17 protein-coding genes are annotated in these 17,463 nt (G+C 67.3%); 9 read left to right on the forward strand and 8 right to left on the reverse strand.

What is annotated here, in order from left to right; translation table 11 throughout:
- Window positions 1-52 precede the first annotated feature (52 nt).
- The 7 genes from N440_RS16555 to N440_RS16585 all read left to right on the forward strand — a co-directional run bounded on the left by N440_RS16555 (window position 53) and on the right by N440_RS16585 (window position 6,794).
- Complete coding sequence (locus tag N440_RS16555) at window positions 53-538, forward strand: Mpo1-like protein (protein WP_049456234.1); 486 nt, start codon at window positions 53-55, stop codon at window positions 536-538.
- A 333-nt stretch (window positions 539-871) separates the two neighbouring features.
- The gene (locus tag N440_RS16560) at window positions 872-3,700 is read left to right on the forward strand and encodes a monovalent cation/H+ antiporter subunit A (protein ID WP_133935763.1); all 2,829 of its coding nucleotides are present in this window, start codon (window positions 872-874) and stop codon (window positions 3,698-3,700) included.
- Window positions 3,700-4,092: a Na+/H+ antiporter subunit C gene (locus tag N440_RS16565; RefSeq protein ID WP_006474204.1), complete on the forward strand. Its 393-nt coding sequence runs from the start codon at window positions 3,700-3,702 to the stop codon at window positions 4,090-4,092. Before N440_RS16560 ends, N440_RS16565 begins: the two co-directional genes overlap by 1 nt.
- Window positions 4,089-5,624: a monovalent cation/H+ antiporter subunit D gene (locus tag N440_RS16570; protein WP_133935764.1), complete on the forward strand. Its 1,536-nt coding sequence runs from the start codon at window positions 4,089-4,091 to the stop codon at window positions 5,622-5,624. The genes N440_RS16565 and N440_RS16570 overlap by 4 nt, the downstream gene beginning before the upstream one ends.
- Window positions 5,621-6,127, forward strand: a complete 507-nt coding sequence (locus N440_RS16575; protein WP_133935765.1) for a Na+/H+ antiporter subunit E — start codon at window positions 5,621-5,623, stop codon at window positions 6,125-6,127. Before N440_RS16570 ends, N440_RS16575 begins: the two co-directional genes overlap by 4 nt.
- Complete coding sequence (locus N440_RS16580; RefSeq protein ID WP_006399171.1) at window positions 6,124-6,408, forward strand: K+/H+ antiporter subunit F; 285 nt, start codon at window positions 6,124-6,126, stop codon at window positions 6,406-6,408. The genes N440_RS16575 and N440_RS16580 overlap by 4 nt, the downstream gene beginning before the upstream one ends.
- Entirely contained in the window at window positions 6,405-6,794 is a 390-nt protein-coding gene (locus N440_RS16585) for a Na+/H+ antiporter subunit G (RefSeq protein WP_133935766.1), read from the forward strand. The genes N440_RS16580 and N440_RS16585 overlap by 4 nt, the downstream gene beginning before the upstream one ends.
- 87 nt (window positions 6,795-6,881) lie before the next feature.
- On the opposite strand, the gene N440_RS16590 is transcribed toward N440_RS16585, so the two are convergent.
- Window positions 6,882-7,847: a sodium:calcium antiporter gene (locus N440_RS16590; protein ID WP_133935767.1), complete on the reverse strand. Its 966-nt coding sequence runs from the start codon at window positions 7,845-7,847 to the stop codon at window positions 6,882-6,884.
- A gap of 73 nt (window positions 7,848-7,920) precedes the next feature.
- The gene (locus N440_RS16595) at window positions 7,921-8,577 is read right to left on the reverse strand and encodes a hypothetical protein (protein ID WP_133935768.1); all 657 of its coding nucleotides are present in this window, start codon (window positions 8,575-8,577) and stop codon (window positions 7,921-7,923) included.
- Window positions 8,578-8,702: 125 nt separating this feature from the next.
- Between N440_RS16595 and N440_RS16600 the strand changes: the two genes are divergently transcribed.
- Window positions 8,703-9,263 carry a hypothetical protein gene (locus N440_RS16600; protein WP_133935769.1) on the forward strand — a complete coding sequence of 187 codons (561 nt, stop codon included), beginning with the start codon at window positions 8,703-8,705 and terminating at the stop codon, window positions 9,261-9,263.
- A 75-nt stretch (window positions 9,264-9,338) separates the two neighbouring features.
- On the opposite strand, the gene hmgA is transcribed toward N440_RS16600, so the two are convergent.
- Window positions 9,339-10,646, reverse strand: a complete 1,308-nt coding sequence (gene hmgA, locus N440_RS16605; RefSeq protein ID WP_133935770.1) for a homogentisate 1,2-dioxygenase — start codon at window positions 10,644-10,646, stop codon at window positions 9,339-9,341.
- A gap of 104 nt (window positions 10,647-10,750) precedes the next feature.
- A complete protein-coding gene (hppD, locus tag N440_RS16610; protein ID WP_006474253.1) occupies window positions 10,751-11,863 on the reverse strand; it encodes a 4-hydroxyphenylpyruvate dioxygenase in 1,113 nt (370 codons plus the stop codon).
- A gap of 129 nt (window positions 11,864-11,992) precedes the next feature.
- On the opposite strand from hppD, the gene N440_RS16615 reads away from it, so the two are divergent.
- Window positions 11,993-12,484, forward strand: a complete 492-nt coding sequence (locus tag N440_RS16615) for a MarR family winged helix-turn-helix transcriptional regulator (protein WP_053451008.1) — start codon at window positions 11,993-11,995, stop codon at window positions 12,482-12,484.
- 79 nt (window positions 12,485-12,563) lie between these two features.
- Here N440_RS16615 and N440_RS16620 read toward each other — a convergent pair whose 3' ends face one another.
- The 4 genes from N440_RS16620 to N440_RS16635 all read right to left on the reverse strand — a co-directional run bounded on the left by N440_RS16620 (window position 12,564) and on the right by N440_RS16635 (window position 17,147).
- The gene (locus N440_RS16620) at window positions 12,564-13,703 is read right to left on the reverse strand and encodes a hypothetical protein (protein WP_133935771.1); all 1,140 of its coding nucleotides are present in this window, start codon (window positions 13,701-13,703) and stop codon (window positions 12,564-12,566) included.
- A 263-nt stretch (window positions 13,704-13,966) separates the two neighbouring features.
- Window positions 13,967-14,572 (reverse strand): thioredoxin family protein, encoded by a 606-nt coding sequence (locus N440_RS16625; protein ID WP_133935772.1) that lies wholly within the window; start codon window positions 14,570-14,572, stop codon window positions 13,967-13,969.
- Between the two features lie 19 nt (window positions 14,573-14,591).
- Entirely contained in the window at window positions 14,592-16,091 is a 1,500-nt protein-coding gene (locus N440_RS16630) for a peptide MFS transporter (protein WP_133935773.1), read from the reverse strand.
- A 180-nt stretch (window positions 16,092-16,271) separates the two neighbouring features.
- On the reverse strand, window positions 16,272-17,147 hold the full coding sequence (locus N440_RS16635; RefSeq protein ID WP_008265566.1) for a tryptophan 2,3-dioxygenase family protein: 876 nt from the start codon (window positions 17,145-17,147) through the stop codon (window positions 16,272-16,274).
- Window positions 17,148-17,463 lie beyond the last annotated feature (316 nt).

The raw sequence follows: 17,463 nt of genomic DNA on the forward strand, positions 1-17,463 counted from the left end.
GCGCGCGATGGTCGACCCTACCCCGCCGGCGTTGCGGGAGTATGCTGGCCGCATGCAGACCACCACCCAGCTTGCGCGGCCGATCGACCGCTACTTCGCCAGCTACTCCGACGACCACCGCAATGTGATCAACCAGCGCATCCATGTGGTGGCGGTGCCGGCCATCCTCTGGTCGGTGGTGGCCCTGCTGTGGTGCCTCCCGCCACTGATCACCTGGTTCCAGTACGGCATCTGGTCGGCGTTCGCGATGTTCAGCGCCTGGTGCTTCTACAACAAGCTGTCGCGCCCACTGGGCATCGGCATGCTCATCCAGTTCTTCGTGTTCGGCTGCCTGTGCCGCCTGCTGGAGGCCGAGATCGGCCTGCACAACCTGTTCTGGCTCGCGGTGGGCGTGTTCGTGGTGGCGTGGGTCGCGCAGTTCATCGGCCACAAGTTCGAGGGCCGCAAGCCCAGCTTCCTGACCGACCTGACCTACCTGCTGATCGGCCCGGCCTGGGTGATGGCCAAGGCCTACCGCAAGCTCGATTGGCGCTACTGAGGTGCCGGCGGCCGACAGCGGCCGTCGTTTCCTGAACGGGCGGGTTCCGTCACCCCCACTCTACGGCGGCCCTGCCAGCCTGCGCCGGTGAACCGCTCCCCACGTCCCGCCCGTCGACGGCAGCCCCTGTGCGACAGGGCCTGCGGTCTCCCTGCGTGGGCGTAGGGTGTCCCCCGAAGGCAACCGGGGAGGAGAGGCAGGAACGCGATGTTGCGCCGCGGAAAAGATGAATCAGCGAACGTTACATGCAATTGATCGCTGTTCGATGGGTTTCGGCGACATTTCGCAGCCTGTTATCCTCCCTGACCTGCTCGTGAATCATGGATTCCCTGCATGCTCCCCAGCCTGCCCCTGCTGCTGGCCCTGCCCTTCCTGATGGCAGCGGCCGTTGCGGCCTTCCCCCGTAGTTCGCGCTCGACTGCTGCCTGGCTGGCGGCGCTGGCGCCGTTGGGCGGGCTGGCCATCCTCGGCTGGCTGACCCCGTCCGTACTCGATGGCCAGGTGGTGCGCACGATGGTGCCCTGGCTGCCGCAGATAGGCCTGGACTTCACCCTGCGCCTGGACGGGCTGGCCTGGATGTTCGCCGGGCTGGTGCTGGGCATCGGCGCGCTGGTGGTGCTGTATGCGCGCTACTACCTGAGCCAGCAGGACAACGCGCACCGCTTCTACTGCTACCTGCTGCTGTTCATGGGCGCCATGCTGGGCATGGTGCTGTCGGGCAACCTGCTGTTGCTGATGATCTTCTGGGAAATGACCAGCATCAGCTCGTTCCTGCTGATCGGCTTCTGGTCGCACCGCCAGGACGCCCGCGAGGGCGCGCGGATGGCGCTGGTGATCACCGGCGGCGGTGGCCTGGCCCTGCTCGGTGGCGTGCTGCTGATCGGCCGCATCGTCGGCAGCTTCGACCTGGACGTGGTGCTGGCTGCCGGCGAGCAGATCCGCGCCAGTGCGCTGTACCCCTACGCGCTGTTCCTGGTGCTGGCCGGCATCTTCACCAAGAGTGCGCAGTTCCCGTTCCACTTCTGGCTGCCGCACGCGATGGCGGCACCGACCCCGGTCTCGGCCTACCTGCACTCGGCCACCATGGTGAAGGCGGGCGTGTTCCTGCTCGCGCGCCTGCATCCGGCGCTGGCCGGCAGCGACCTGTTCTTCTACACGGTCAGCGGCATCGGCGCGCTGACCCTGCTGATCGGCGCCTGGAACGCGATCTTCCAGCACGATCTGAAGGGCCTGCTGGCCTATTCGACGATCTCGCACCTGGGCCTGATCACCCTGCTGTTCGGCCTGTCCACGCCGATGGCGGTGGTGGCCGGCGTGTTCCACATCCTCAACCACGCCACCTTCAAGGCCTCGCTGTTCATGGCCGCCGGCATCATCGACCACGAGACCGGCACCCGTGACATGCGCAAGCTGGGCGGGCTGCGCAGGCTGATGCCGTTCACCAGTGCGCTGGCGATCATCGCCTCGCTGGCGATGGCTGGCATTCCGCTGCTCAACGGCTTCCTGTCCAAGGAAATGCTGTTCGCCGAAGCGATCACCGCAGGCGGCCCGGGCACCATGCGCACGGCAGTGTCGATCGCCGCGCTGCTGGCCGGTGTGTTCGGCGTGGCCTACAGCCTGCGCTTCGTGCACGACACCTTCTTCGGCCCTGGCCCGCACGACCTGGACCGCGTGCCGCACGAGCCGCCGCGCTGGATGAAGGTGCCGGTGGAGCTGCTGGTGGTGATCTGCATCGCGGTGGGCGTGGCCCCAGCGCTGACCGTGGCACCGGTGCTGCATGCCGCCGCCGCGTCGATCCTCGGCCCGGCCATGCCCGAGTACAGCCTGGCCGTGTGGCACGGCTTCAACCTGCCGCTGGCGATGAGCGCGATCGGCTTGGTCGGTGGCGTGGCGCTGTACTTCGGGCTGCGCAAGCTGATCAACCTGCACGGCGTGACCAACGTCAGCACCGGTCGCAACGTGTTCCATGCGCAGCTGGATGCGGTGTCCGCGCTGGCCATGCGCCTGACCAACGGCATCGCCAACGGCAGCCTGCAGCGCATGCTGCTGGGCCTGGTGCTGGTGGCGATCGTGGTTGCTGCGGCGCCGTTCGTGGCCAATCCGGCCTCGCCGAACTGGACCGCACCGCAGCCGATCCCGCTGCTGGGCTGGGCGCTGTGGCTGGTGATGATGGCCTGTGCGGTGGCCACCCTGCGCGTCTACAAGCAACGCCTGCTGGCGGTGCTGCTGGTCGGCGGCGTCGGCCTGATGGTGGCGCTGACCTTCGTGTTCCTGTCCGCGCCCGACCTGGCCCTGACCCAGCTGCTGGTGGAGATGGTCACCCTGGTGCTGATGCTGCTGGGCATGAACTACCTGCCCGCGCAGTCCGGGCCGGAGCGGCCGCGCTGGCGAAAGCGCCGCGATGCGGTGATCGCCATCCTCGCCGGTGCCGGCCTCGGCGCGCTGGCCTATTCGGCGATGACCCTGCCGCCCAACACCATGGCCGGCGAACTGCTGGGCCGGGCGCTGCCCGAGGCGTATGGCCAGAACGTGGTCAACGTGATCCTGGTCGACTTCCGCGGCTTTGATACCTTCGGCGAGATCACCGTGTTCGGCATCGCCGCGCTGGTGGTGCATGCGCTGCTGCGGCGTACGCGGATGGCACCGGAGCAGATCATGCCCGGCCCGCCGATCAAGCTGCCGGTGCCGGCCGACCTGGCGCAGATCATGTTCCCGCTGACCCTGACCGTGTCGATCTTCCTGTTCCTGCGCGGCCACAACGCGCCGGGCGGTGGCTTCATCGCCGGCCTGGTGCTGGCGGTGCCGCTGCTGATCCAGTACGTGATCCAGGGTACCGCGTCGGTGGAATCGCGCTTCGGCTTCGACTACATCCGCTGCATCGGCATGGGCCTGCTGATCGCCCTGCTCAGCGGCAGCGCCTCGATGCTGTTCGGCGTACCGTTCCTGACCAGCGGCCACCTCGATCTGCACCTGCCGCTGATCGGCGAGGTGCCGTTGGCCAGCGCGATTGGTTTTGACATCGGCGTCTATCTGGTGGTGTTCGGCGGCGCCATGCTGATGCTGTCGATGATGGGCACGATCAAGCCGTCGCGTACCCGTACCGCCCGCAAGGGTGAGATCGACCTGCAACGCCGTTCGGCACGCACCGGGGAGATGCACTGATGGAACTGGCCCTGGCTACCGCGATCGGCGTGCTGACCGCCATCGGCATCTACCTGCTGCTGCGTGCGCGCAGCTTCGATGTGATCCTCGGCATGACCTTCCTGTCCTACGCGACCAACCTGCTGATCTTCGCCGGTGGCCGCGTGGTACTGGGCAAGGCGCCGGTGCTGCAGGAAGGCGTGGACAGCCACCTCGGCAACTACACCGACCCGCTGCCGCAGGCGCTGGTGCTGACCGCGATTGTGATCGCGTTTGCGATGACTGCGGTGAGCATCGTGCTGGCCATGCGCAGCCGCAGCGACAACCACAGCGACCACGTGGACGCCCACGAGCCGGATGATGACCTGCAGGATGAGGGCATTTCGCCGCGCCAGGGCGAGGACCGCGCATGAACCATCTGGTGATCCTGCCGATCCTGATCCCCTTGCTCGGTGCTGCGCTGTCGCTGTTCGTCGAACACCGCCGCTACGGACCCAGGGTGCAGCGCGCGGTGGCCTGGACCTCGCTGTCGGCGCTGGCCCTGGCGGTCGGCCTGCTGTTCGCCACCACCGCCAGTGGTGAGATCAACGTCTACCTGCTGGGCGACTGGCCGTCACGGCTGGGCATCGCACTGGTGGCCGACCGGCTGTCGGCGTGGATGCTGCTGACCACCCTGCTGCTGGCCATTCCCTGCCTGCTGCATGCCTGCTCGGGCTGGGACCGCCGCGCGCCGCACTTCCATGCGCTGTTCCAGTTCCAGCTGGTCGGCCTCAACGGTGCATTCCTAACCGGCGACATCTTCAACCTGTTCGTGTTCTTCGAGGTGATGCTGATCGCCTCCTACGGCCTGCTGCTCAGCGGCGGCCGCGGCCTGCGCATGCGCATCGGCCTGCACTATGTGGTGTTCAACGTCACCGCCTCGACCCTGTTCCTGATCGCGCTGGGCCTGCTGTATGCCTCGCTGGGCTCGTTGAACATGGCCGAGCTGTCGCAGCGTATCGCCGAGGTGCCGCCGACGCAGCTGACCCTGGTCAAGGCAACGATGGGCCTGTTGCTGCTGGTGTTCTGCGCCAAGGCGGCACTGATGCCGCTCTATCTGTGGCTGCCGGAAGCCTATTCGCGTGCCCCGGCCGCGGTGGCCGCGCTGTTCGCGATCATGACCAAGGTCGGCCTGTACGCGGTGCTGCGCATCCAGATGTTGTGGTTCGGCGACGACGCCGGTGCGATGGCGGGTTATGGCCGCGACTGGCTGCTGTGGGCCGGCGTGGCGACGCTGGTGCTCGGTGGCCTCGGTGCATTGGCCGCGACCCGCCTGCGCGTGCTGATCTCGTACCTGGTGATCGTCTCGGCGGCCACGCTGTTCATCGCCTTCGCCGTGGGTACGCCGCAGGTGCTCTCCGCTGGCCTGTACTACCTGCCGCACAGCAGCTTCGTGGCCGCCGCGCTGTTCCTGATTGCCGACCTGATCCGCCGCCGCCGCGGTGGCGCCAGCGACCGCAAGGAAGTGGTCGCGCCGATGCCGGGCAAGGAAACGCCAGCGGTGCTGTTCCTGATCGGCGCGGTGTCGGTGGCCGGCCTGCCGCCCCTGTCCGGCTTCCTGGCCAAGGCCGCACTGCTGGCCGGCATGCCGGCGCAGTACACCGGCCCGGTGTGGACCGCGGTGCTGGTCAGCAGCCTGCTGGTGATCATGGGCCTGACCCGCGGCGGCATCCGCCTGTTCTGGCGCGTGCCGCCGGTCGACCCGGAGGCGCCGCCGCCACGCAAGGCACGGCTGCGCCGGGTCGAGCTGTACGCCGCCTGCATCCTGCTGGCCTACGGCATCGGCATGACCCTGGCCGCCGCACCGCTGATGCGCTACACCGACGCCACTGCCGCACAGCTGCTGCACCCCAGCGAGTACGTGCAGCAGCTGCGTGCGACCACGCCGGAGATCCGCCAGCCATGACCGCCCAGCGCTCCCTGTTCCGCCGCGTCATTCCCTCGCCGGTGCTCAGCATCATGGTGGTGGCGTTCTGGCTGCTGATGTCCGACAGCTTCACCCTCGGCCAGATCGTGCTGGGCCTGGTGCTGGGCGTGGTGGTGCCCCTGTTCGCCGCACGCCTGGACCGCGAGTTCGCCCGCATCGGCACGTTGCGACCGCTGCCGAAACTGCTGTGCGTGACCCTGTGGGACATCCTGATGTCCAACATCCGCGTGGCGATCCAGGTGCTGGGCCCGGAGAAGAACATCCACCCGGGCTTCATCTGGCTGCCGCTGGACATCGCCAACATCCACGGGATCGCCGCACTGACCAGCATGATCACGCTGACCCCGGGCACGGTCTCGGCCGTGCTCAGCGACGACCGCAGGTTCCTGATGGTGCATGTGCTGCACCTGGAGGACCCGCAGGATCTGATCGATACGATCAAGCGACGTTACGAAGCCCCGTTGATGGAGATCTTCCCATGACTGGATTCCAGATCATCCAGACCACGCTGGTGGTGTGCATGCACGTGGTCGGCCTGGCCATGCTGCTGGCCACCTGGCGCCTGCTGCGCGGCCCGACCGTGCCCGACCGCATCCTGGCGCTGGACACCCTGTCGGTGACCGCGATCGCCGAACTGATGCTGTTCGGCATGTATCTCAACTCCGCGATCTACTTCGAAGCCGCGTTGGTCATCGCCATGCTCGGGTTCGGCAGCACCGTGGTGCTGAGCAAGTTCGTGCTGCGCCGGGACATCGTCGAATGATCACCGCGATCCAGATCGGCCTGTCGATCCTGCTGCTGTTCGGCTGCTTCTTCATCCTGGTCGGGGCACTGGGCCTGGTGAAGCTGTCCACGTTCTTCAAGCGCCTGCACGCCCCCACCAAGGCCAGCACGCTGGGCGTGGGCTGCGTGCTGGTGTGTTCGGTGTGCTACCACATCTTCCTGGGCCAGGACCCGCAGCCGCGTGAGCTGCTGATCACCGTGTTCCTGTTCATCACCGCGCCGATCAGCGCACACATGATGGCCAAGGCCGCGCTGTCGCTGCTGATGGAAAAGCGTCCCAGCCTGCCGGGCAACGAACCGGCCGCCGAAGAACAGCTGCCGCCGCCGGAACCGGTGCGGGAAGAAGAGCACGCGCAGAATCGGTAGTGCCGGCCGCTGGCCGGCAGGGTGACGCCCGGTGCGTGCCGACCGTTGGTCGGCACGAAATCAACTGCATCCACGCATGGCGTGGATCTACAACCCCGGTGCGCCCACCAGCAGCACTTCCAGCGCCAGCCAGCCGACGAACGCGACCAGCAGGATCGCGCCTTCACCGCGGTTGATCTTCAGGTCGCCACGCAGCATCGGGTACAGCACCAGCGCGAACGCCAGCAGCGCCGGCAGTTCCAGGCGCACGAACGAGGCCGGCAGCGCCAGCGGCTGCAGCATGGCCATCGCGCCGATCACCAGCAGCAGGTTGACCGCGCTGGAACCCAGCACATGCCCCAGCACCATGTCGCCATGACCGCGACGCGCGGCGGCGATGGCGGCGGCGACCTCCGGAAGCGCGGTACCGATGGCCACCGGCAGCAAGCCGACCAGCAACGGCGTCCAGCCCAGCGCGGTTCCGAAATCAGCCGCCGCACCGACCACCAGGCGTGCGCCCCAGTACAGGGTCAGCGCAGCAATCAGCACGCGCAGGACGTTCAACGGCAGGCTGGTGCGGCTCAGCGCGGATTCGGCGATGGCCGCCTGCACCTCGGCGCTCTCGCGGCGGCCACGGCGCAGCAGCACGACCTGCATGACGATGAAGCCGGCGACCAGCACGCCGCCTTCCCAGCGCACCAGCCGGCCGTCGAAGCCGAACAGGATCAGCAGCGCAGCAGCCGCCAGCAACGACCACCACAGCACCGACTGCAGGCGCGCGCGCAGCAGCAACGGTGCGGCGATCGCCGCCAGGGCCAGGGTCATGCCCAGGTTGACGATGCTGCTGCCCACCGCATTGCCCAATGCCAACTCGGGTTGGCCGACCGCCAACGCCCGTGCGTTGACCGCCAGTTCCGGCAACGAGGTGGTCACCCCAAGCAGCAGCAGGCCGGCGGTGAACGGGCTGGCCCCGCAGCGCTGGGCCAGGCCGGACACGGCCTTGACGATGGAGTCCCCGCCCAGCGCCAGCAGCAGCAGGCCGAGCAGGAACCAGGCAATGGCAATGGCGATCATCGAGCACTCCCCCAGCGGTCGTGGCGCGATTCTACGCTGGCCCCGCGCGCGTGGCTGGGCCGTGGATCAAGGATCAGCCACAGCCTTCCACGTAATCGACCTGCGGAGTCTTTCCGACCCGCCATGCGCCGACCTTGCCGTCGGCACCCAGCGCGAAGTCGATCACCGCATCGCCTTCCTGCGCCGGGCGCACACGCAGGTGCTGGGCCTTCTCGTCGTACTTGTCAGGGCCGACATCGGCGCGCTCGGGGTACAGCACCTGCAGCTCGCCTAGGGTCATGCCGACCTTGCCACCGCCCGGTGCGATGATCGCGGCGCTGCGCACGTCATAGCGCACCAGCTTGCGGCCTTCGATCATCAGGTGCGGATCCTCGGCGTCCTGCGGACGCAGGAAGTAGCAGCCATCGTTGCTGTCGTCGGCCGGCAGCGGCTTGCCGGCGGCATCGGTGCCGAGCCCCTGCAGCGGCGCTCCAAATCCACTACGGACCTCGGCAATGTTGGCGCCCAGCTTGGCGCCTGCGAAGCCGTCCAGGCGCGCCGGGCTGTCAGCCCGGAGGTCATTGGCGGAGCGGGCGGCCAGATCCGGATCCGCCGACTGTGCCGGCCCGGTTGCGGACGCGGTTTCCGCCGACGTGTCACTGCCGCTGCCCGCAGCTCCCTGTTTGTCGGAGCCGCCGTTGCAGGCGGTGAGCGAAAGGAGCAACAGACCAGCAATCGGGAGGTGCTTCATCGGTGCGGTTCCCTGGCACGAAGGTGGCTGCACGCTAGCGCAACGCGCGTGCAGGCGCTGCATTGTCATCGCGGTTTCATCGCCTTCGTTCAGGCTCGGCCTGCACCGACTCGCCAGTCCCTTCCATGCAACCGCGCAAGACCGATCTCGCCCGAACCGCGCTGCAGGCCCACCGCGCGCCGCTGGACATGCGCCAGCGCCGGCTGCTGATCCTGTGCGACGGCCAGCGCACTGTCGCCGAGCTGACCGGCCTGCTCGGCCAGGAAGCGCCCGCCATGGTGATCCAGCTGGTGCAGAGCGGCTACCTGGACACCGGGCCGACCGCAGCACCGCTGCCAGCGCCCGCAGTACCGGTCGCACGGCCCGCTGCGCCACCGGCCCCGACGCCCATCACGGCCAGCGCGCCCGCACCAGCGCCCACCGCGCCGGTCGAACGCCGCCGCTCGCTGGTGGCCGCGCGCATCTATGTACTGGGCATTCTGGAAATGCAGCGCCACCCGCAGGCGGCGGCGCTGTTCCGCGACCTGCAGCAGGCGCGTGCGGAGGACGAGGTGCTGCAGCGGCTGCAGTCGGCGATGCAGATGCTGCCCGGACTGACCTCGGACGGCTATTGCCAACGCGTGCGGCAGCGCCTGCTGGAGGCACTGCCGCTGGAGCATTGCGACGCCTTCGCCGAAGCGGCGTAAAGAAAAAGGGGACGGAGGGAATTAAGTCGTTTCAAGCATATAAGTGCGTGCCGACCAAGGTCGGCACCCACCAAGCTAGCGGGACGGCCGGAAATTGTTGCGCAGGCCGTTCCAGCACTGCTGGTAATCGCCCTGGCGATGGCCGGCGGCCAGCGCCTGTGCGGTCGGCCGGATCACCGCGCGGGTCTCGAACATGAAGGCCATGGTGTCCTTGATCACGTCCGCCTTCGACAGATCGGCATTGGAGGCCTTGTCGAAAGTCGGTGCATCCGGGCCGTGGCCGCTCATGCAGTTGTGCAGCGACGCGCCGCCCGGCACGAAGCCTTCGGCCTTGGCGTCGTACGCGCCATGCACCAGGCCCATGAACTCGCTGGCGATGTTGCGGTGGAACCACGGCGGGCGGAACGTGTTCTGTGCCACCAGCCAGCGCGGCGGGAAGATCGCGAAGTCCATGTTGCTGGTGCCCGGCGTGTCGCTGGGCGAATGCAGCACCAGGAAGATCGACGGGTCCGGATGGTCGTAGCTGATCGAACCGATGGTGTTGAAGCGGCGCAGGTCGTAGCGGTACGGCGCGTAATTGCCGTGCCAGGCCACCACGTCCAGCGGCGAATGGTCGATCGGGGCGCGCCACAGGCGGCCGTCGAACTTGGCGATCAGTTCGAAATCACCGTCCACCTCCTCGAACGCCGCGTGCGGGGTCTCGAAGTCGCGCGGGTTGGCCAGGCCGTTGGAGCCGATCGGGCCGAGGTCGGGCAGCTTCAGCAGCGCGCCGTAGTTCTCGCAGATGTAGCCGCGGCTCGGGCCGTCGGGCAGTTCCACCCGGAAGCGCACGCCACGCGGGATCACCGCGATCTGCTGCGGCTCGATCTCGATCACGCCCATCTCGGTCAGCAGGCGCAGCGCGCCCAGCTGCGGCACGATCAGCAGCTCGCCATCGGCGTCGTAGAAGTAGCGGCCGACCATGTCGCGGTTGGCCGCGTACAGATGGATGCCGACGCCCGCATGCGCATCGGGGGAGCCGTTGCCGCCCATGGTGTACAGGCCTTCGACGAAGTCGGTCGGCTGTTCCGGCAGCGGCAACGGACTCCAGCGCAGCTGGTTCGGCGAGGCCGGCTGTGCACCGAAATCACACTGCAGCTGCGACTGCGCGAACGGGGTGAACTCGCCGTGGGTGACCGCCGGGCGTATCCGGTACAGCCAGCTGCGGCGATTGCTGCCGCGCGGCGCGGTGAACGCGGTGCCGGTCAGCTGTTCGGCGTACAGGCCGTGGGCCACCTTCTGTGGCGAGTTCTGCCCGACCGGCAGTGCACCGGCCACGGCCTCGGTGGCGAATTCGTTGCCGAAACCGGACTGGTAGCCGCGGGCGGTGAGGGCGGTGGACATGGGGGCTCCTGAAGAACGGCGAGACCGGAACGGAAAGCAGCCGAGCATGGCTCGGCTCTACAGGTGAGCAGGCGCCGGGCATGGCCCGGCGCTACCGATGAACGTTACAGCACGCCGCGGCGGATCTGGTCGCGCTCGATGCTCTCGAACAGCGCGGTGAAGTTGCCTTCGCCGAAACCTTCGTTGCCCTTGCGCTGGATGATCTCGAAGAAGATCGGGCCGATGCAGTTCTGGGTGAAGATCTGCAGCAGCTTGCGCTGGTGGGTTTCCGGATCGGCGTCGATCAGGATCTTGTTCTTCGCCAGGCGCGCGACGTCCTCACCGTGGTTCGGCACGCGCTGGTCGATCACGTCGAAGTAGGTCTCCGGCGTGTCGAGGAAGTCCACGCCCTGCGCGCGCATCGCTTCGACGGTCTCGTAGATGTTCTCGGTGAAGCAGGCGATGTGCTGGATGCCCTCGCCCTTGTACGCGTCCAGGTACTCGTTGATCTGGCTCTTCGGGTCGGACGATTCGTTCAGCGGGATGCGCACGATGCCGTCCGGCGCGGTCATCGCCTTGGACACCAGGCCGGTCTTCAGGCCCTTGATGTCGAAGTAGCGGATCTCGCGGAAGTTGAACAGGCGCTCGTAGTAGTCCGACCACTGCTGCATGTTGCCGAAGTACAGGTTGTGGGTCAGGTGGTCGATGAAGGTCAGGCCGAAGCCGACCGGGTGCAGGTCGGTACCCGGGATCTGCTCGTAGTCGCCGTCGAAAATGCTGCCGGCGCTGCCATAGCGGTCGACCAGGTACAGCATGCAGTCGCCGATGCCCTTGATGACCGGCGCGTTGACCGCCTTGCTGTCCGGCTTGAAGGCGATGGCTTCGGCGCCGTTGCCCAGTGCGGTCTGGTAGACCTCCTGGCCCGGCTTCTTGAAGCGGATGGCGAAGCCGCAGGCACACGGACCATGCTTTTCGGCAAAGTCGGCGGCGAACGAATCGGGGTCTTCATTGACCAGGAAGTTGACGTCGCCCTGGCGATAGACGGTAATCGGACGCTGCTTGTGCTTGAGCACCGCGCTGAAGCCCATCTTCCGGAAGTACTCGTGCAGCTCCTGGCCACGGCCGGCCGGGGCGGCGAATTCGACGAACTCGAAGCCGTCGATGCCCATCGGGTTCTCGAAGGTGGTGACCTGCATGCCGGGGTTGGGGTGCGAGGCGGTCGGGACTGCGGTATTCATGGCGTGGCTCCGAATCGGTACCGCATCGGTACAAACCAGGTGCGGGCAGGTAGGGACCCGGCGAGAATGCAGGGTCTGGACCTACCCCTTATAGTTACACTTGAAACCACCAGCAAGGTGCACCGCAACATGAGCCCCGAACCCGCCTCGACCCGCCTGCGTGCCTCGCACGTCCTGCTCGACCTGGAACAGTTCCTGCCCTACCGGCTGAGCGTGCTGTCCAACCGGGTCAGCGGCAACATCGCCAAGCTATACGGCGATCGTTACGGCCTGGCGATTCCCGAGTGGCGGGTCATCACCATCCTGGCGCTGTATCCGGGTTCCTCGGCCAGCGAGGTGTCCGACCGCACGGCGATGGACAAGGTGGCGGTCAGCCGCGCCGTGGCCCGCCTGCTGGAGCGTGGCTTCATCAAGCGCGAGACACACGGCGACGACCGCCGGCGCTCGGTGCTGGCACTGTCGGCGGCCGGCTTCGAGGTGTACGAGACCATCGCGCCGATGGTGATCGAGATCACCCGCAAGCTGATGTCGGTACTGAGCGACGAGGAAGAGCAGGTGCTTGAAAAGCTGATCCTGCGCCTGGCCGGCGACGGCCTGGAGCGGATGGGCGAAGGGGTCTGAGCAAAAAGGGGACGGAGGGGATTAAGTCGTTTCAGGCACACGTGTGCTGATTGCGGCTTAATCCCCTCCGTCCCCTTTTTCAGCTCAGGTGCTTGCGCCGCGCGTGGATCCACGGCACTGCCAGCGCCGCGATGGCGCCGCCGGCGAAGCCGAGCGAGGCGGCGACGGTGGCCGCTTCGACCGCCCCCGGTAGTGCCAGCGCCGCGGCCACCAGCAGCAGTGACGGCAGGCCGACGAAGGTGCCCAGGAAGAAGTGCCAACGCGGCGACCAGGTGTTGAGCTGCAGCAGGCTGACCGGCTGCCAGGTTTCGGATGCGGCGTCTTCAGCGATCTTCGCCACCACCTTGCCCAGATCCACTTCCGGCAGCGCGCGGCCGAGCCGGGCGGTGGCCAGCAACTCGGCAACTGCCTCCACCGGCGGGAAGCTGGTCGGCCACGCGACCGGTGCCGGCACGCCGTAGGCGGTCAGCAGCGGCACACTCAACCACGGCGCCACCAGCGGGCGCATGCGACGGCGGCCGTGCACGCACCAGATCTGCGGTTGGCCGTGCGCGGTGACGCTGTACAGCGCCAGCTCGTTGGCCGGCGGGTAGCCCAGCATGGTCACCCGTGCCGCCAGGCTGTCCTGGCCCATCGCACGCAGGAAGCCCGGGCGGCTGCGCCCTTCCTGCATCCACGCCAGGCCCAGCGCCCCCACCAGGTACGCCTCGGCCACGTCCTTGCTGCCGGCGGTGGCGCGCTCGTCACTGGCCAGGTACCAGGCCAGTGACTTCGGTTCGGACACATCGTCCAGCCCCCAGCGGCTGTCATCGCCCAGTACGTGGCGCACCGGCAGCCGCGCCGGGGCGGTCTCGCCCCGCTCGCCCGGCTGCAGGAATGGCAGCACACCCTGGATGAAGGTGGACAGCTCGATCGCGCGCACGCCATGGCCCTGCCATTCCGGCGGCAGCAACCCGGCCAGCTGGCCCTCGGCGGCCAGCGCGTCGAGCCGCGATTTCTGTTCGACCAGCTTCTGCACCGCGCCCTTGAGCACCACGTTGTCGGGCAGCGCGATCTGCGGCAGGCGGTGGCGCGGGGGTGCCAGTTCGACGGTGTCCTCGCCGATGCCGGCGTCATCCAGCAAAGCCTCCTGCGGCGGCAGGGTCACGCCGTCGCCTGCCCCAGCGTCGGCCAGTTCGCTGGCAGCTTCGGGCAATCGTTCGGCGTGGTCGCTGTGCATGGGGCGTTCCGGTAGGTTGCGTCGACGGAGCGTCGACTGAAGTCCTTGCCGGTAACGGCGTACGTGCGGTGAAGTTGAGACGCCAATTCGGAGAGTGTGACGGCGCGCGCAGTAGATCCGCGCGGGGCGTGGATGCGACCCGGCATCAGTGCCGACCAACGGTCGGCACCCACCGAGCATGCCGACCAACGGTCGGCACCCACCGAGCATGCCGGCCAACCGCCGGCACCCACCGAGCATGCCGGCCAGCGGCCGGCGCGACCTCACTCCGGTTTGTCAGGCGCCCATTGCTTGAGGAAGGCGCTCACACGCAGAGGCTGGAACGCTTCGCCCCGACGCAACTCAGCGGTGGCCTGTGACGCCAGCAGGCTGCCGTCGGCGTCCAGCACCAGCAGGTGCGGGTAGTCGCGCTCCATCACCGGGAACTGGGCGAGGAAGGCGGTGTTGGGCTGTGCGTCGCTGGCGTTGACCTTCATCCACACGTAGTGGGCATCGCGGAAGCGGCGCAGGTCGCCGTTGCCTTCCACCAGCTCGTCCAGCGCCTGGCAGCGATCGCAGGCGGCGTTGCCGACCTCGAGCAGGATGCGCTTCTTGCCGCGCTGGGCTTCCACCTTGGCGGTGGCCAGATCGTCGGCGGGGTCTCGGGCCGGGTCGAACTGCGCGCCGAGCCCGGCGATGGCGGCGATGTCCGCCGCCACCGGGGTGTTGCCCGAGGCCACCGGTTCGCTGGGGTCAGCGACCGGTGGCTCGGTGGGTCGGGTGTCCAGCGGCTGCGTCGGCTCGGCGGCGGCAGGCGGTTGCGGTTGGGAACAGGCGCCGATCAGCGCCGCACAGACCACCACCACTGCACTACCGAGCTTCATACGCATGCCAGCTACCCTCTCTTCATCACTTGACGCCGTGCATCAGCTTGTTGATCAGCGGGGCGATCAGGAACAGCACCACGCCGGAGCCGATCAGGGCCCAGAACCCGAAGGTATACCCCTTCAGGGCCGACTCGACCGTCATGCCGCCTTCACCACTGACCACACCAGCGAAGATGCCCGACAGGTTGTTGCCGATGCCGGTGGACAGGAACCAGCCACCCATGCCGAAGCCGACCAGGCGCACCGGAGCCAGCTTGGTCACCATCGACAGGCCGATCGGCGACAGGCACAGCTCACCCACCGACTGGATGACGTAGACCATGAACAGGGTCCAGAACGGGATCTTGCCGTCCACGACCATCTGCGACAGCGCGTACATCAGCAGGGCGAAGGCGGCGCCGTTGAACAGCAGGCCGAGGCCGAACTTGCGCGGAATCGAAGGATTGGCGCGGCCCAGGGCCACCCAGATCCAGGCAATGATCGGCGCCAGGGTGATGATGGCCACCGAGTTGACCGACTGGAACCAGGCCGTCGGGAAGGTCCAGTCACCCATCTGGCGGTTGACGATGTTCTCGGCCAGGAAGGTGAACGAGCTGCCGGCCTGTTCGAAGAACATCCAGAACATCACGTTGAAGGCGAAGATGATCAGCATGGCGATCACGCGGTCGCGCTGCACCTTGCCCTCGCGGATGCCCTCAACCAGCAGCAGCACGGCCAGCGCGGTGAACATCGCGCCCAGGATCCAGGCCAGCGCGGTGGCGCCGGTGGCCAGCAGGAAGTACGCAACCGGGATGGCGACCACGGCACCGACCAGCACCATGAGGATGCGGCCGAAACCTTCAGCACCGGCCGGCGGTGCACCGATGCCCTTCAGGCCGGCGCGACCGATGTAGAACCACACCAGCGAGATCAGCATGCCCACGCCCGAGGCGATGAATACGACCTTGTACGACGGCATTTCCGAGGTACCGAAGACCTTGCGGGCCAGGTACTCGGTCAGCACCGGGGCGATCATCGCGCCGATGTTGATACCCATGTAGAAGATGGTGAAGCCCGAATCGCGACGCTCGTCCTTCAGGCCGTACAGCTTGCCGACCATGGTCGAGATGTTCGGCTTGAACAGGCCGTTGCCAACGATGATCGTGGCCAGGCCGAGCTTGAAGATGTGCTCCTGCGGCAGCGAGATCATGAACAGGCCGGCGGCCATGATGATCGCGCCGGTCAGGATCGAGCGCTGGTAGCCCAGTACCCGATCGGCCACATAGCCACCGAAGATCGCCGCGGCGTACACCAGGGCCAGGTAGGCACCGTAGATGCGGCTGGCATCGCCTTCACCGGCAGCGTTGCCGTTGTAGAACTGGGAGACGATGTACAGCACCAAGGCCCAGCGGATGCCGTAGAACGCAAAGCGTTCCCAGAACTCGGTCATGAACAGCATCCACAGCGGGCGCGGATGGCCCAGCGTGGTCTTGAAGTCCGGCAGCGCCGGCTCTGGGGTGTTCGCAGTGGCGTTTACGCTCATGCGGGTTTCCTGGTTCGGTGGATGACGAGCACGTCCGATGTGCAGTGGAGCAACGCGCGAGGATCACCGACTTCTGGCGTTCACGTCAAATACACGCCGTTTGAGGCAGGTCACCGCCTGCTCGCTGAACTTGCATCTGAAACGATCCAGCCGCCGGCCGGGATTCAAGCTGAATGGGGATCAGCCCAATGCGGCCGGGGGCGCCGCCTGCAGGCTGGTGCGTACCTGGAACAGCTCGGGGAAGAAGGTCAGCTCCAGCGCCTTGGCCAGGAAGCCCACCCCGGACGAGCCGCCGGTGCCGCGCTTGAAGCCGATCACCCGCATCACGGTGCGCATGTGACGGAATCGCCACAGCTGGAAGGCAGTCTCCAGGTCCACCAGGTCCTCGCACAGCGAGTACTCACGCCAGTAGCGGTCGGTGTCCTGGTAGATGCGCTCGAACACCGGCTGCAGGGCGTCGTCGGCCACGTGCGGCTGGGTCCAGTCGTGGGTCTCGTACACCGCCGGCACGGCGTGGCCGAAGCGGGCCAGGTACTTCAGGAATTCCTCGTACAGGCTCGGCGCCTCCAGCACGGTGCGCAGCTGCGCCTGCCCGGCCGGGTCGTGCTCGAACACCTGCAGCATCTGCGCGTTCTTGTTGCCCAGCAGGAACTCGATGTAGCGGTACTGCAGCGACTGGAAGCCCGAGGACGGGCCCAGCACATCGCGGAAACCCATGTACTCGGACGGGGTCAGCGTTTCCAGCACCGACCACTGCTCGGTGAGCTGGCGCAGCACCTGCTTGCTGCGCGCCAGCACTTTGCGGCACTGCCAGACTTCATCGCGCTGCAGGAAACCGATCGCCGCCCGCAGTTCGTGGCCGAGCAGCTTCAGCCACAGCTCCGAGGTCTGGTGCTGGATGATGAAGAGCATCTCGTCGTGGTGCGGCGGACTGGACAGCGGCTGCTGCGCGCTGAGCAGCTGGTCCAGCCGCAGGTAGCCGCCATAGGTCAGGCGCCCCTGCAGATCGGTGTGGATGCCGGCTTCGAGATCGCGTTGGTTGTTGTCGACGGACATGGGCGGGACCAGATCGGGGGCGGCAAGGGTAGCGCGTTGCCGCCGCGCTGGCAGCCGCCGGGTCCATACCGGGCCGTGCGGTTGGCCGTGGAGCATCGGCCGATGCCGGGGCTGCGCGTGGAACCGATCAGGCCGTTGCGCAGCCAGTCAGCCAGAGGCGTATTCTGATGCTTTGCAGCAACGACTGAATACGTTGTTGTTATTGGCCCCCCACCCGCCGGCAGGGGTAAAACGGGGAGTCCCCGTGTTGCGGCGCAGGAAGGCTATTCCGTACGCGTTCCTTAACATGGCGATTCATATCATTTGTAACTTCTCT

The sequence above is a fragment of the Stenotrophomonas sp. CC22-02 genome (assembly GCF_004365115.1).
GTDB classification, from domain to species: domain Bacteria; phylum Pseudomonadota; class Gammaproteobacteria; order Xanthomonadales; family Xanthomonadaceae; genus Stenotrophomonas; species Stenotrophomonas forensis.